This window comes from Streptomyces spinosisporus, from assembly GCF_022698145.1.
Classification (GTDB): domain Bacteria; phylum Actinomycetota; class Actinomycetes; order Streptomycetales; family Streptomycetaceae; genus Streptomyces; species Streptomyces spinosisporus.
The window spans coordinates 327,325-341,337 of the sequence record NZ_JALDAX010000004.1 but is presented as its reverse complement, the minus strand read 5'-3'; the positions used below and the strand labels follow the sequence as shown (position 1 = coordinate 341,337).

The 14,013-nt window shown below is 72.3% G+C and carries 15 protein-coding genes; 8 read left to right on the top strand and 7 right to left on the bottom strand.

All coding sequences use genetic code 11. The features are described 5' to 3' along the window. Positions 1-43: 43 nt before the first annotated feature. The gene (locus MQN93_RS13145) at positions 44-409 is read right to left on the bottom strand and encodes a DUF6479 family protein (RefSeq protein ID WP_016437165.1); all 366 of its coding nucleotides are present in this window, start codon (positions 407-409) and stop codon (positions 44-46) included. Positions 410-565: 156 nt separating this feature from the next. Here MQN93_RS13145 and MQN93_RS13140 point away from each other — a divergent pair, with 156 nt between their 5' ends. Further along, a complete protein-coding gene (locus tag MQN93_RS13140) occupies positions 566-955 on the top strand; it encodes a luciferase domain-containing protein (RefSeq protein ID WP_242709626.1) in 390 nt (129 codons plus the stop codon). 174 nt (positions 956-1,129) lie between these two features. Here the strand turns inward: MQN93_RS13140 and MQN93_RS13135 are convergent, their stop codons facing one another. Beyond that, positions 1,130-1,984: a patatin-like phospholipase family protein gene (locus MQN93_RS13135; protein WP_242709625.1), complete on the bottom strand. Its 855-nt coding sequence runs from the start codon at positions 1,982-1,984 to the stop codon at positions 1,130-1,132. Positions 1,985-2,088: 104 nt separating this feature from the next. Between MQN93_RS13135 and MQN93_RS13130 the strand changes: the two genes are divergently transcribed. Together MQN93_RS13130 and MQN93_RS13125 are read left to right on the top strand one after the other, a co-directional pair. Then, the gene (locus MQN93_RS13130; protein ID WP_242709624.1) at positions 2,089-2,775 is read left to right on the top strand and encodes a TetR/AcrR family transcriptional regulator; all 687 of its coding nucleotides are present in this window, start codon (positions 2,089-2,091) and stop codon (positions 2,773-2,775) included. A gap of 84 nt (positions 2,776-2,859) precedes the next feature. Continuing rightward, a complete protein-coding gene (locus MQN93_RS13125; RefSeq protein ID WP_242709623.1) occupies positions 2,860-3,579 on the top strand; it encodes a DUF4328 domain-containing protein in 720 nt (239 codons plus the stop codon). Between the two features lie 28 nt (positions 3,580-3,607). Here MQN93_RS13125 and MQN93_RS13120 read toward each other — a convergent pair whose 3' ends face one another. Beyond that, a complete protein-coding gene (locus MQN93_RS13120) occupies positions 3,608-4,492 on the bottom strand; it encodes an SCO2400 family protein (RefSeq protein ID WP_242709622.1) in 885 nt (294 codons plus the stop codon). Positions 4,493-4,742: 250 nt separating this feature from the next. Here MQN93_RS13120 and MQN93_RS13115 point away from each other — a divergent pair, with 250 nt between their 5' ends. Beyond that, the gene (locus MQN93_RS13115) at positions 4,743-5,810 is read left to right on the top strand and encodes a DUF2382 domain-containing protein (protein WP_242709621.1); all 1,068 of its coding nucleotides are present in this window, start codon (positions 4,743-4,745) and stop codon (positions 5,808-5,810) included. 300 nt (positions 5,811-6,110) lie between these two features. Beyond that, entirely contained in the window at positions 6,111-7,247 is a 1,137-nt protein-coding gene (locus MQN93_RS13110) for a sugar ABC transporter substrate-binding protein (protein WP_242709620.1), read from the top strand. Positions 7,248-7,305: 58 nt separating this feature from the next. Here MQN93_RS13110 and MQN93_RS13105 read toward each other — a convergent pair whose 3' ends face one another. Both MQN93_RS13105 and MQN93_RS13100 read right to left on the bottom strand, forming a co-directional pair. Next, on the bottom strand, positions 7,306-9,264 hold the full coding sequence (locus MQN93_RS13105) for a chloride channel protein (RefSeq protein ID WP_242709619.1): 1,959 nt from the start codon (positions 9,262-9,264) through the stop codon (positions 7,306-7,308). A 193-nt stretch (positions 9,265-9,457) separates the two neighbouring features. Continuing rightward, on the bottom strand, positions 9,458-9,706 hold the full coding sequence (locus tag MQN93_RS13100) for a hypothetical protein (protein ID WP_016437175.1): 249 nt from the start codon (positions 9,704-9,706) through the stop codon (positions 9,458-9,460). A 144-nt stretch (positions 9,707-9,850) separates the two neighbouring features. On the opposite strand from MQN93_RS13100, the gene MQN93_RS13095 reads away from it, so the two are divergent. Next, on the top strand, positions 9,851-10,414 hold the full coding sequence (locus MQN93_RS13095; protein WP_242709618.1) for a MarR family winged helix-turn-helix transcriptional regulator: 564 nt from the start codon (positions 9,851-9,853) through the stop codon (positions 10,412-10,414). Between the two features lie 83 nt (positions 10,415-10,497). Beyond that, positions 10,498-11,328, top strand: a complete 831-nt coding sequence (locus MQN93_RS13090) for an inositol monophosphatase family protein (RefSeq protein ID WP_242709617.1) — start codon at positions 10,498-10,500, stop codon at positions 11,326-11,328. 16 nt (positions 11,329-11,344) lie between these two features. Here MQN93_RS13090 and MQN93_RS13085 read toward each other — a convergent pair whose 3' ends face one another. Beyond that, positions 11,345-12,289 carry an NAD(P)-dependent oxidoreductase gene (locus tag MQN93_RS13085; RefSeq protein WP_242709616.1) on the bottom strand — a complete coding sequence of 315 codons (945 nt, stop codon included), beginning with the start codon at positions 12,287-12,289 and terminating at the stop codon, positions 11,345-11,347. A gap of 153 nt (positions 12,290-12,442) precedes the next feature. Between MQN93_RS13085 and MQN93_RS13080 the strand changes: the two genes are divergently transcribed. Next, on the top strand, positions 12,443-13,087 hold the full coding sequence (locus tag MQN93_RS13080; protein ID WP_443744611.1) for a TetR/AcrR family transcriptional regulator: 645 nt from the start codon (positions 12,443-12,445) through the stop codon (positions 13,085-13,087). A 208-nt stretch (positions 13,088-13,295) separates the two neighbouring features. Here the strand turns inward: MQN93_RS13080 and MQN93_RS13075 are convergent, their stop codons facing one another. Beyond that, positions 13,296-13,958, bottom strand: coding sequence for a TetR/AcrR family transcriptional regulator (locus MQN93_RS13075; RefSeq protein ID WP_242709615.1), 663 nt, complete (start codon positions 13,956-13,958; stop codon positions 13,296-13,298). Between the last annotated feature and the right edge of the window lie 55 nt (positions 13,959-14,013).

Here is a 14,013-nt window from a genome sequence, read left to right as displayed (position 1 = left end):
CCGAACCGGGGGTTCAGCGACCGGGGGTTCAGCGACCGAGGGCTCAGCGACCGAGGCCTCCGCTGCCGAAGGAGCCGCTCGTGCCCGGCATCCAGCGCCGGCGGTGCTGGTCCTTTCGTGTCCTGCTGCTGGAACTGTGGAGCTCGTAGGGCATGAGCCGCTTCCCGCCCTCCGCGTGCGGTACCTCGTCCGGTTCCCGCATCTCGCGTGACTCGCGGACGGCGCCGCCGTCCGGAAGGTGGGGTTGCTCGTCCGGGTTGGGCCGCGGCAGCTCGCGGTCCCGGACGGTCATGCCGAACTGCACGGCCCAGACCAGCGCACCGGCGATGATCAGGCCACCGACAAAGGCGGCGATCACGTTGAGTACTTCACTCGACGTGGCCGCTAGTACAAACGTCGCCGTACTCATGCCCCAATTATCGCCGAAAGGGACCGTTTGGGGAGCCCTCGGTGTCGTCGCAGGTCACGAGGGGTGCCGGAGGGCGACGGAACGCATCCGGTCTCCTACGGGTTACGGACGCCGCAATGTCTGGTGTCCGCGTGGTGAGCACCGCACCATGGGTCCATGACACCGGCGCAGAAAGCCATGAACCAGCTGGCGACGTGGCCCGACCTCAGCCCGTGCGAGGCCGGTTGCGGTACGGGCCGGGCGCTGCGCTCCGCACGTGACGAGATCGTGCACTTCCACTCCGACCGGGACGTGGACCTGCACCTCACCACCCGCGCGATCCAGCGCCTGCACTACGACTTCGCGGAGTCGACCGCCATCCGCCTGGTGCCGGGCTCGCGTTGGGTCACCGTCCACCTCGACTGCGACGCCGACGTCGACCTCCTGCTGAGCCTGGTCAGCGTCGCCCTCAAGGCCCACGCCGGCCCCCAGGAGCCCCCGACGGCGACCGTCTGCAACTTCCACCGCGTGACCGTACTGATCCGCGACGAGACCGACGAGAACTGACGGCCCCGCCCGCCGGCCGCTCAGCCCATGCCGACGGGAAGTGCCACGAGTCCCCGCACCAGCGTGCCGCTGCGCCAGTTCAGCAGGGCCGGGTCGGTTTTCGGGGGGCGTGGGCTGCTGGCCGGGTGCGGCGTCCGTCTCCGGGGTGCGTGAGTGGCATCCGTCTTCGGGGTGTCAGGTGTGCCATGTTTCGGGCACCGTGTTCGCCAGTGCCGTTCCCTGGGCGTGGCCCGCTCTGGCGGCGGCCGGTATCCGGGTGTTCGTGGTCATGTTGCGGCCCATTGCGCGGCGGGTCGGGCGGTCGGGGCACAGGAGGGTCACCGTGGTTCCGCGGGTGGTGAGGTCGGTGGACTGTTGGTGGGCGCTCGGGTGGGGGCCGACCGCGTTCGGGATCGGTACGACCGCCAGCACCCGCCGGTGCCCGGCGGCCAGTTGGAGGTTGGCGGTGGCGCGGCTGCCGCCGTCGATGAAGCGCCGGCCGTCCAGTTCGACGGGCGGCCAGAGCAGCGGGACGGCACAGCTCGCGGCCACCGCGTCGACGAGGTCCGTCTTCGAGTCCGCGTCGAAGGCCGCCACCTCCCCGCTCACGGCGTCGACCGCGGCGATCCGCAGCGCCCGCGCCGGCCAGTCCGTGGCCCCGCGCAGCAACTCCCGTACGGCGTCGTGCAGTTCGGCGGCGGGTGCCGTACGAGCGGCGGACAGCGCGGCCCGGCCGAGCCGCCGGACCGAGCGCTCGGGGTCCCGGGAGCCCAGGGCGGCCCACAGGAAGCGCAGCGTCTGGGCGGCGGTGACGCGCAGCTCGATGCGGTCGGCGCCGGAGAGCTGGCGCTCGTAGAGCTCGCGCGGGGGCTGACCGCAGGCCAGCCGGCTGCCGAAGACCGCGCCCGCCGAGGTGCCGATGATCACGTCGGCCTGCCCGAGGTCGATCCCCGCGTCGGTGAGCCCGGCCAGCACGCCGGTCAGCCAGGCGCCGCCGACCGGGCCTCCGCCGCCCAGCACCAGTGCCGTGCCGCTGGTGTCTCCGCTCATGTCCGGCCCCCCGCCAGTAGAAGTGGGGAGTACTCCCCGTTTCCTGTCCCGACGATAGCATCAGTACCGGGGAGTGCTCCCCGATTCACTGCGGAGGATGACTGATGACCGTCGGCGCAGACCGAGAACCTGCTCCACGACGGCGGGACGCGCGCCGCAACCGGGAACTCCTGGTGGAAGCGGCCCACGAGGTCTTCGCCGAGCAGGGCCTGGAGGCGCCGCTGGACGTGATCGCGCGGCGTGCGGGCGTCGGCAACGCGACCCTCTACCGGCACTTCCCGACCCGCGCCGCCCTCGTCGACGCCGTCTTCCGCGACCAGCTCGGCGGGACGACCGCCGCGGGCGAGCGGGCCCGCACCGCCCCCGACGCCTGGACCGGCCTGCACACCTACCTCAGGGACGTCTTCGGCACCCTGGCCGCCGACCGCGGCACCAACGACCTGATGACCACCCGCGTCCAGGGCGTCGAGGCCCTGGACGCCGTGCACGCGCACAACCGGCAGACGCTGGAGCTGCTGCTGAGCCGCGGCCGCGAGGAGGGCACGGTCCGCTCCGACGTGACGACGGAGGACGTGCTGTTCGCGCTGGCCGCCCTGGGACGCGCGGTTCCGGCCCTGACGACGGCGGCCTCCGCCGACGCCTGGCACCGGCCCCTCGCCCTGCTCCTCGACAGCCTGCGCCCGGCCCCGGCCCCCCTCCCGGCCCCGCCCCTCACCACCGCCCAACTGGGCGACGCCCTACGGGAACTGGGCCCGCACCGCGCCCCCGCGCGCGACGTGAGGGACCAGTGAAGGGCTCCGGGGACGAGTGAAGAGGTCCGTCGCCCGGGCAGGTCCTCCTGGCGGTGGCCGTTCCTCGTCGGCGAGGATGCCCCGGTGAACGATCACACGACACCCCCCACGCCCGATGCCGTCCCCGGTCCCACCCCCGCACTGCGCCGCGTCCACGGCATCGGCCGGATCACCGTCGCTCTCCTCGCCCTGGCCGGGGTCGCCTGGGCCGCGCGGGCCGTCTGGGAGATCCGGCTGGCCGTGACGGGCGAGCCCGCCTCAGGACCGCCGGACCAGGGGGAGGGCGTGCACCGGCCGCTGACCTCGCTGGAGAACTCGTACCACCTGGTCGGCGACGTGGGCGCGGCCACGGCACTGATCTGCGCGATCGCCTTCCTGCTGTGGCTGGACACCGTGCGGGACAACGCCCGCACCCTGTCCGGCAGGCCGCCGCGCTACCTCGGCTTCTGGCTCTACGCGGGCTGGGTGATCCCCGTCGCCAACCTGTGGATACCGCGCGGCATCGTCGCGGACGCCCACCAGGACAGCGCTCCGGGCGAGCGGCTGCCGCGCTCGGTGAACGTGTGGTGGGGCCTGTGGCTGATCGGTCTGATCAGCGGGGTGGGTCTGATGTACGCCGACGACGCGGACGACATCATCGCCCGCGCCTATTCGGAACCGTGGATGCTGCTCGCCTCCGACGCGGCCGTGATCGCCGCCGCCGTGGCCGGCACCTTCGTCGTCCGCGCCGTCACCGCCGTACAGCAGCGTCATATCGACGGGGATGTGCGCCACGGCGAGGCGTCGGGGCCCGCAGGCGCGTAGGCGGAGACGCCCGGCCCCGCCCTGCCGGTCAGTCCAGGCAGAGCAGGCCGAGCACGCAGATCCCCGAGGGGGAGGTCGTCGCGGTGTCGCCCGACGGGGAAGTGCTCGTACCGGAGGAGGAGTTGGAGCCGGAGGACCCCGACTGCGACGAACCCGACTGGTCCGAACCCGACTGGGACGAGCCCGTGTTCGACGAGCCCGAAGCCGACGAGCCCGACGTCGACGTGTCGCCGGGAGTCGCGGAGGGCGACTGGCTCGGCGTCGAGGAGCCGCTGCCGCCGGACGCCGTGCCGGTCGAGGGCGTGGTCGCGGTCTGCGGCTGCGCCGTGGACGGCGTCGTGTGCGGCGCGCGGTAGGCGCGGGTGCTCGCCGACGCGGTGCGGGGCGCGTCGGGAGTGGTGGCCGAACCCCCCTGGGTGTCGCCGGACGCGGTGGTGCGGCCGTCCGAGGAGTCCGGCTTGCGGTGCTTGCCGGTGCCCGGCGGGGTCGTCGGCACGGCGTACTGCTGCGAGGGCAGGTCCTCGGCGCCCGTGCTGGTGAAGTCGGGGGCCGCGGACGCCTGGTCCCGGTGGTCGGATCCGCCGCCCATCGTGGAGACGGTCAGCCCGCCGCCGACGAGCGCGACGGCGGTCGCGACGACCGCACGACGCTGGCTCTTCTTCCACCGCGCCCGCTGCCGGCGCCGCGCGGCCCGTCCCTCGCCCGCGGGGAGCACGACCTCGGGGGCCGGGACCTCTTCGTACGGGGCGTGGTCGAAGGGGCGCGGTTCGTGCCGGGGCGGCGTCTTGGCGGCGAACGGCGCGAAGTCGTGGCCGTCCTGGGTCACCGGTGCGATGTCGGGGGCGTAGGCACCGCAACCTGGGCACACCAGGGCGCCGTTGAGGTGCCGGCGGCACGAGGAGCAGTAGTCCATTCCGTCGTTTTCCTGACGTTCGCACGGGCAGAGGCGGGCAGATTTCGAACAGCCAGCAACGGTAACGACGGTTCCGAAAGAGTGTGTGGGCCCTGTGTGGCACTCCTGCGGGGATTCTCTGCACACGTGATGCCGAAGGTCATTGTTGTGCATTAAACAACATTGTGATGCTTGTGGTGTTTTGCAGTGATTTACGTGGTTAGTCGGCTTGGAGGGGAGAAGGTCAACAGGGGAGGAAAGGAGACCTTAAATGATCACTCGAGAGCAGATACCCGCCGTACTGAACCACCCGGTCCACGACACCCGGGGCAACAAGATCGGCGACGCCCGGCACGTCTACTTCGACGACGTCACCGGGAAGCCGGAATGGGTCAGCGTGAAGACCGGCCTGTTCGGCAGCAACGAGTCCTTCATCCCCATCCACGACGCCACGTTCGTCCAGGACCACCTGGAAGTCCCGTACGCCAAGGACGAGGTCAAGGGCGCGCCCAACGTGGACGTCGACGCCGGTGGGCACCTCTCCGTGCAGGAGGAGCACCGCCTGTACGACTACTACGGCATCGACTCGGGTGGCGGGACCGGTCGCCAGGCCGGGCAGAAGCCGCAGGGCGAGACGAGCACCGGGACGGGCACGGCCGCTGGTACCGGCATGGCCGCGGGGACCGGCATGGCCGCAGGGACCGGGATGGCCGCCGGGACCGGGATGGCCGCCGGGACCGGCAAGGGCACGGGAACCGGAACCGGTATGGGCGCGGGGACCGGCAAGGGCGCCGGGGCCGGTGGGGCCGCCGGGACCGGGATGGCCGCGGGAACCGGCAAGGGCGCCGGGACCGGGACGGCCGCGGGCACCGGGACGGCCGCCGGCACCGGCAAGAGCGCCGGCGCGGGGCAGTACGCCGGGAAGGGCCGGCCCGGAGACGTCCCCGGTGAGCTGTCGATGATGCGCTACGAGGAGGAGATGCACGTCGGCACCGAGCGCCACGAGAGCGGGCACGCACGGCTGCGCAAGTACGTGGTCACGGAGGAGGAGCAGCACACCGTCCCCGTACGCCACGAGGAGCTGCGCGTGGAGCGCGAGCCGATCACCGACACCGCCCGGGTCGGCGACCTGACCGGCGAAGGCATCGGCGAGGAGGAGATCGAGATCACCCTCCACCGTGAGGAGCCGGTGGTGGAGACCAGGGCCGTACCCAAGGAGCGGTTCCGTCTGACCACCAACGAGGTCACCGAGGAGGAGACCGTCACCGGAGAGGTCCGCAAGGAGCGCATCGAGGTCGAGGAGACCGACGAACGCGGCCACCGCCGACCGGGCACCTGACGGCGGCCCCACTGACCTTCCCCCCTGTCCCCTGGGCGAGACGCCCGGAGCGCGAAGTGTGACGGCTTCCGCTCCGGGCGTCTCGCGTGTCCGGGGCGAGGCGGGGCAGGGCGAGGCGGGGCGAGGCCGGAAGAGCTTGGGGCTTCGGGGTGAATGCACCGGGCGCTGGGATCGGCTGGGGAGATTCGGTGGGGGGACGGCGGAAGAACATCCGTATGTCTTGACCCCGTCTCCACGGGCCCGTTGGCTTCTCGTTCATCCGGTGGCCCGCGTCCCCCCATGCCCGGAAGGCACCAGCAAGTGAATGCACGCACCCCCCGCGGAATCGGCCTGCGCCGTTTCGGCACCCCCCTCCTCGCCGCAACCTCGGCCCTGCTGCTCTCCGCATGCGGCGCCATCGACGCAGTGAGCGGCGGCGACAGCTCCGCGAGTCCGAAGAAGGGGGACGACATCACGGTGGGGCTGCTGCTGCCCGACACGGACACGGCGCGCTTCGAGAAGTTCGACTACCCCCTCATCAAGAAGCGCGTCGCCTCCCTCACCCACGACAAGGGCAGGGTCAGCTACGCCAACGCCGGGTCGAGCGCGACCAGACAGGCCAGGCAGTTCGCGCAGATGATCTCCGACAGGGCGGATGTGATCCTGGTGGACGCGGTGGACTCCAAGTCCATCGCGCCGCAGGTCCAGAAGGCCAAGGACGCCGGGATCCCCGTCATCGCCTACGACCGGCTCGCCGAGGGCCCGATCGACGGCTACGTCTCGCACGACAACGAACTCGTCGGCGAGGTGCAGGGCCGGGCGATCGTCGACGCGCTCGGCGACAAGGCCGACACCAGCAAGATCGTCATGATGAACGGCTCGGTCACCGACCCCAACACGGCCCGCTTCCGGCAGGGCGCCCTCAGCGAGCTGAAGGGCCGGGTGGTGATCGCCAAGTCGTACTACACCAAGGAATGGCTGCCCTCGGAGGCCGAGGCCAACATGAAGAAGGCCATCCGGTCCGTCGGGCTCGACAACATCGCCGCGGTCTACTCGGCCAACGACGGCATGGCGGGCGCCGTCATCGACGCGCTCAAGAGCGCGGGCGTCGCCAAGATGCCGCCGGTGACCGGGCAGGACGCGGATCTGGCCGCGGTCCAGCGGGTCGTGGCGGGCGAGCAGCGGATGAGCGTGTACAAGTCGTTCCTGCTGGAGGCGACCGGCGCCGCGGAGCTCGCGGTGGCCAAGGTGCAGGGCAAGGCGATCGAGTTCGACGCCCTGGCCCAGAGCTCGGTCGACAGCCCCACCGAGAAGTCGATCCCGGCGCAGCTGGTCCCGGTGGTCGCCCTCACCAAGGACAACATCGAGTCCACCGTGATCAAGGACGGCGTCTACAGCGTCGAGGACATCTGCACCCCGAAGTACGCGGACGACTGCGCGGCGATCGGGCTGGAGTAGCGGGACCTGCTCGCGTCCGGGCGCCGGCGGCCCCCGCACCGCCGGCGGGCGGATCTTTCTATACGGAGACCTTCTCGGCCTGCGCGACCGTGGTGCCCGGCACGCGGTTTGCACCGCGGGGACGCAGGGTGAGGACGCGCTCGGCGTAGTGCTCCTCGTGGTGGTCGATCCGCCGTGCGGTCAACAGGTCCCGGAGGCCGATGATGCCCTCCACCCGCGGGTGTTCGCCCCGGGTGACGACGAGCAGCCGGGTCACCTCGTGGTGGGCCATGCGGTTGGCCAGTGCCCGCAGGGTCTCGTCGGGATGCGCGACGACGGGGGCGCAGGCCAGCTCGCCGAGCGGGGTGCGGTCGGCGGGGTCGGCGTGCACGAGGGCGCCGCGGGTCACGACCCCCGCGAGGCCGCCGTCGGCGTCGAGCACGGGATACAGCCGCTGGGCGAGCAGCCGGTCGGCGTCGCCGCCGTCGTGCGCGGCCCGCAGCAGCGCGGTGATCTCGCCTGCCGGACGGTCGGCGCGGAAGGTGACGCCGACGGGGGTCTCCAACTGCCGTACGAGATGGACCTCGAGCGGGTCGACGGAGTACTCCCGGGTCAGATGCAGACCCCGGCGCGCCAGCTTCTCGGTCAGCACCGAGCGCTTGAGGAGGATCACCGACAGCAGATACGCGGCGGACGCGGTGATCACCATCGGGATCATGGCGTTGATCTCGTGCGTCAGCTCCAGGCAGAAGACGATGCCGGTGAGCGGGGAGCGCATCACTCCGCCGAGGACGCCCGCGAGCGAGACCAGGGCCCAGAAACCCGGGCTGACGTGCGGGAAGACCAGGGCCTCGGCCGCGCCGAGCGCACCGCCGACCATGAACATCGGGGCGAGGACGCCGCCGGAGGTGCCCGAGCCGAGCGACAGTCCCCAGATGAGGGTCTTCACGACGAGCACGCCGACGATCAGGCCGACCGTGGCGTGGCCGGTGAGGAGGGCGTCGATGACGTCGTAGCCGACACCGAGCGTGCGCGGTTCGACCAGTCCGCCGACGCCGATGATCGCGCCGCCGATGGCCGGCCACCACATCCAGTGGACACGCAGCCGGGAGAAGAGGTCCTCGGAGAAGTAGACGAGGGCGGTGGCGCCGAGGGCGAGCAGTCCGGCCGCGGCGCCGGCGACGATGCACAGGCCGTAGGCGGAGAAGTCGATCCGGGCCGGCACGTGCGCGCCGCCGAAGAGCGGGTCGGTGCCGAGCAGCGGGCCGCGCACCAGGGTGGCGGTCACGGCGGCGACGGCCACCGGGAGATAGGAGCGGGGCCGCCACTCGAAGAGCAGCAGCTCGACGGCGAGCAGGATCGAGGCGAGCGGGGCGTTGAAGGTCGCGGCCATGCCGGCGGCGGAACCGGCGACCAGCAGGGCCTTGCGTTCGTCGGTGGTCACCCGCAGGAACTGGGCGATCAGGGAGCCGACGGCGCCGCCGGTCATGATGATCGGCCCCTCCGCGCCGAACGGCCCGCCGGTGCCGATGGATATCGCGGCCGACGCCGGCTTCAGCACGGCCACGCGCGGCTGCACCCGGCTGCCGCCGACCAGGATCGACTCGATGGCCTCGGGCATGCCGTGGCCGCGGATCTTCTCGGAGCCGTAGCGGGCCATGAGGCCGATGACGAGGCCGCCCACCACCGGCATCACCAGCAGCAGCCAGCGGTGCGCGGTGTCGGCGGGCGCGGACGCACCGAACCCGAAGCGCCCCTGGAAGGAGAGGTTGGTGATCAGCGCGATCAGCTTGAGCAGCCCCGCGGCCACCACGGCGGCTACGGCCCCGATGGGAACGGCGAGCAGGCTGATGGCCACGACGCGTGGGGGGACGTGGAAGTCGCCGAGGCGGGGGATCTTCACGGGGCCCAGGTGGTGGGCGGTCTGCTCGGGTCGCGTGGGGGGTGCGGGTGCGGGTGGGTGGTCGGTGGCGTGGGCGTGGGCGCCGGTGCGGTCGTGGGCATGCGTACGGGATCTTGCGGACAGGGGGGAGGGCATGGTGCTCCGGAGGGTGCGGAGGCGGGCAGGGGAGGGTGTGGGGGTGTGGGGGATCGGGCCCGCGCACACGGAACGGACGGACGCGCATCGTCGCGCGTCCGTCGCAGGTCAGCGAGGCAGGGGCGGCAGAGAGACAGGGGTGTCAGACAGACAGGGGTGTCAGACAGACAGGGGCGTCACGGAGCCAGCGGCGTCACATGGGCGCGGGGCGGGCCGAGCGGACGCGGCCGGAGCGCAGGATGCGGATCGTGCGCCCCGCGCACACCCGGCAGGTGTTGTCCGTGAGCGGGGACGGCACCTTCAGACCGTCCCTGAGGCGGTACTCGACCCTGAGGCGTCCCGCGCCGTCGCGGACATGCCGGATCTCGTACGCGCCCTCCCAGACGTGCCCGCAGCGCAGGCACGCGAAGGAATAGGCTTCGTGTATCGGTTCGGATTTCATGGTCATCACCTTTGGTGCCGGGGTCCTCGCGCCCGCACGGCCCCGGTCTGTCACGACCAATCTATCATTGCACTCTGCAATGGTCACCCCGGGTGACGGGGAGAACCCGGGCCGTCGAGTGTGCAACGGCAGAACGAGGAGCCCATGAACCAGCAGGACCAGGTGCCGGACGACGGCCCGGTGCCGGACGACGCCGTGCTGGATCGCGAGGCGGAGGACGTGACCCTCGCCGTGATGGCCGCGTCCCGGCTGATCGTCGCCCTCTCCGCCCGCGCCCTGGCCGCGGTCGACGTACCGCTGACACTGCCCCAGCTGCGTTCCCTGGTCGCCCTGCACTCCTGCGGCCCGATCAAGCTCGCCGCCATGGCCGCCACCCTCGGCGTCAGCCCCTCCACGGCCCTGCGCATGGCCGAACGGCTGGAGGCCCTGACCCTCATCGACCGCCGGGTCAACCCCGGCAACCGGCGCGAGGTCGTGCTGCGGCTGACGCCGGCGGGCGAGGAACTGGTCGAGACCGTGCTCACGCACCGGCGTTCGGAGATCCGCGCCCTCGTCGGGCGCCTGCCCGCGCGGCAGCGCACCGCCCTCGTCCCCGCGCTCAAGGCCCTGACCGCGGCCGCCGACACCCTCGACCTCGGCCTCGACCCGGCCGGCGAGGCGGGGCGCCTGGCCGGTGTCGTCGACGATCCGCTCAACCCCGCGCCGTAGTCCGTGCATTGCGCCTGGCGTTCACCCGGCCCTGACACGATCGTGGGAATCGGCCACGACGCGGAAGGGTGCGGTGAGGAGCAGTGCCGGAGCATGAGGATCTGAACCCGGGCCCGGACCTGGACCGGGCGCTGGAGGTGGCGACCGGGCTGGCGGCCTGGGCGTCGGAGGCGATCCGGCGTCCGCGGACCCCGGCCACCGCGACCGACGTACGGCAGAAGGACGGCCCGGCGGACATCGTCACCGACACGGACGAGGCCGTGGAGGCGCACGTCCGCGAGACGCTTCTCCGCGCCTTTCCCGGGCACGGGATCGTGGGCGAGGAGTACGGCAGGACGGAGGGTGCCCCGGGCGCCCCGCACTGGGTGATCGACCCGGTCGACGGTACGACCAACTACGCCCACGGCATCGGCTGGTGCTCCTTCTCGCTCGGGCTCGCCGCCCCCGACGGCACGCCGCTGCTGGGTCTGGTCGCCGACCCGTGGCGGGGCGAGACGTTCACGGCGGTGCGCGGCAGGGGGGCGTATCTCAACGGCTCCCCCGTCCGGGCGGCCGACCACACCACCCTCGCCGGCCACGTCTTCATGACCGAGTGGGCGGCACACGCACACTGGCCCGGCCTGGACACCCTCCTCACCGACCTCGCCGACCGGCACTGCACGGTCCGCGTCATGGGCTCCACGGCCCTGTCCCTCGCCCAGGTGGCCGCAGGCCGCGCCACCGCCGCCGCCATCGGCTCCTTCCACCACGTCGACGGCCTCCCCGCCCTGCTGATCGCGAGGGAGGCGGGCGCAGTCGCCCTACCCGAACTGCCTGCTTACGGCGAGCCGTTGCTCCTGGCAGCACCGGGTGCGGCACGGGAGGCGGAGGCGCTGTGGCGGCGGGCGCGTGAGAGGGACGGCGGAGGGAGTTGAGGCGCCGGGGGCGGGTTCACCGGGTCCGGGTCGTCGGCTCGGCTTTCCGGGTCCGGGGTGTTGTCTTCCCTGAGCAGCCGGGCGCAGCCCCGTCCTCCGTTCGCGTCTCCAGTGCGTGCAGTACCGCCACCATGTCCTCGTGCCCGTGACCCTGCGCCACGGTTTCGGTGAACAGGGTGTGGCAGACGTCGAGCAGGGGGGAGGCGAGGCCTGCCTTGCGGGCGGCGTCGGCTATCAGGCGGTTGTTCTTGAGGACGTCCGCGGCGGCCGCCTGGACGGTGAAGTCGCGTGTCAGCAGCTTGGGTGCCTTCATGCGGGAGACGGCGCTGGCCATCGGGCCCGCGTCCAGAACGTCCCGTAGCAGCCCCTGGTCCAGTCCGTGCCGGCCGGCGAAGTGGAACGCCTCGGTCAGTCCGGTGACCTGCGTGATCAGAAACAGGTTCACGGCGAGCTTCATCACCAGCGCGTCCGGTACGGGCCCGCAGCGGAACGCCTCCCGGCACATCGGCGCGAGCAGCGGCCGTACGGCTGCCACGGCGTCGTCGTCACCGGCCAGCATCGCCACCAACTCCCCCTGTTCCGCGGGGATCCGGGAGCCGGACACCGGCGCCTCGACATACCGCCCGCCCGCACCCCGGACGGCGTCGTGGAGCCCGCGCGAGTACTCCGGAGCCGTCGTCCCCATGTGCACGACGGTGCGTCCCGCGACGAGCGCGCCGAAGTCCGGGGTGCCACGGCCCAGCACCGCGTCGACCGCGTTCTCGTCGGCCAGCATGAGGATCACGGTGCCGGCCCGTTCGAACACCTCGGCCGGACCCGCCGCGACCTCCGCTCCGGCGGCACGCAGAGGTGCGCATCGCTGCGGGGTGCGGTTCCACACGACGAGGGGTGTCCCGGCGCGCACGAGGTTGAGGGCCATGGGCTGCCCCATGACGCCGAGACCGATGAAACCCAGGGACATGCCGCACCGCCGTTCCCGCCCGGACCTGCACCGGAGGCCGAGCCGCCACCGCCACCCACACCGCCTATGACCGCTGTCATAGTAGCCGTCGCTATGACAGCGGTCATAGGGTGCTCTGCGCAGACCTCGAAGCGTCCCCGGAGGTGGATCGAGATGTCGGCGGAACACACCCTCGACGAGCTGCCCGTAAGCAGGCCCGACGAGCCCCCCGCACACGGCCCCCGCGAGCGCATGGTCTTCAGCGCGGCGCAGCTGATCCGCCGCGGCGGGGTCGCCGCCACCGGCATGCGCGACGTCGCGGTGCATGCGCGGGCACCACGCGGCTCGCTCCAGCACTACTTCCCGGGCGGCAAGGAACAGCTGGTCAACGAGGCGGTGGGCTGGGCGGGCCGGTACGCGGGCAACCGCGTCGCCCGCTTCCTCACCGCCCTGCCTGAGCCGACACCGAGCGGACTGTTCGCCGAGATGGTCCGCCAGTGGACCGACGAGTACGAGTCGTCCGGCTTCGCGGCCGGCTGCCCCGTGGCCGCCGCGACGGTGGACTGCGCGGAGTCCACCGAGTCCACCCGGCAGGCCGTAGCCGCCGCCTTCACCGCCTGGACCGCCCCGGTGGCGCACGCCCTGGCCGCCATGGGCGTACCCCCCGAGCGCACCGAACCCCTCGCCACCCTCATGATCAGCTCCCTGGAGGGCGCGATCCTCATCGCCCGAGCCGAACAGGACGTCCGAGCCCTGACGACCGTGGCCCGGGAACTCGCCCCTCTCCTCGACGCGGCAGCGAGCGGGGCGAGCCGGTGAACGGGCTGAACGGGGCCTGACGGGGCGGTCGTTGGCGGGGTTCCGGGGGTTCGGGCGGGTCAGTCGCGTGTTGTGGGGTGCTGACGGGGCGACCGGTTGCGGGAGTCCGGGGGTTCGGGCGGGTCGGTCGCGTGGCGCGGGGTCCTGGCGGGCCGGCGGTTCGCAGGAGCTCCGCGCTCCGGACGAGTCAGTCGCGTACCGCGTCGTCCTACGCCACCGCCGTCCGGCGGAGATGCTCGATCCCCGTGTCCAGCGCCGCCTTGAGGTGGGTGGAGTCGCCCGTGGACATCATGATGGTGACGCCTCCCTGGATGCCGGCCAGCAGGGCGGCGGCCGTCCGGTCGGCGTCGAGGGCCGGTGAGACCAGGCCGTTGGCACACAGGGTGCGAATACCGCGGGCGATGTGTTCCTGCCACTGCCGCATCAGCTCCGTGACGATCGCCCGGGCGCCCGGGCTGGACCGGCCGACCTGCAAGAACAGCGAGCCCAACGGGCAGTGGTCGCCCTGGCGTTCGTAGCGCTCCACGACCAAGTCCCGCCACTGCTGCCAGCACTCCCAGGTGTCCAGCTGCCCCAGGTGCGGCTGCTGGTCCGCGAGGACGCGGTCGGCCTCGAACTGGGCTACGGCCAGCAGCAGTTCGTCCTTGCCGGCGGGGAAGTAGTGGAAGAGCTGGCTCTTGCTGGTACCGGTGCGGCTGCGGATGTCGTCGAGCGTGGTGAAGGCGACCCCCTGTTCGCGTAGCACCTCGGCCGCCCCCTCGACGATGCGGGCCCGCGTGGCGCGGCCCTTCGCTGTGGGGGCCTGCGCGGCAGGGTCCTTCGCGGCGCGGCCCTTCGCGGCGCGGCTCCTCGCGGTGCGTGCGTCAGCCATCCGGCCTCCTCAGTCTGGACTTGCCGGTCCATTTTCCACGACGCACAGTGGTCCG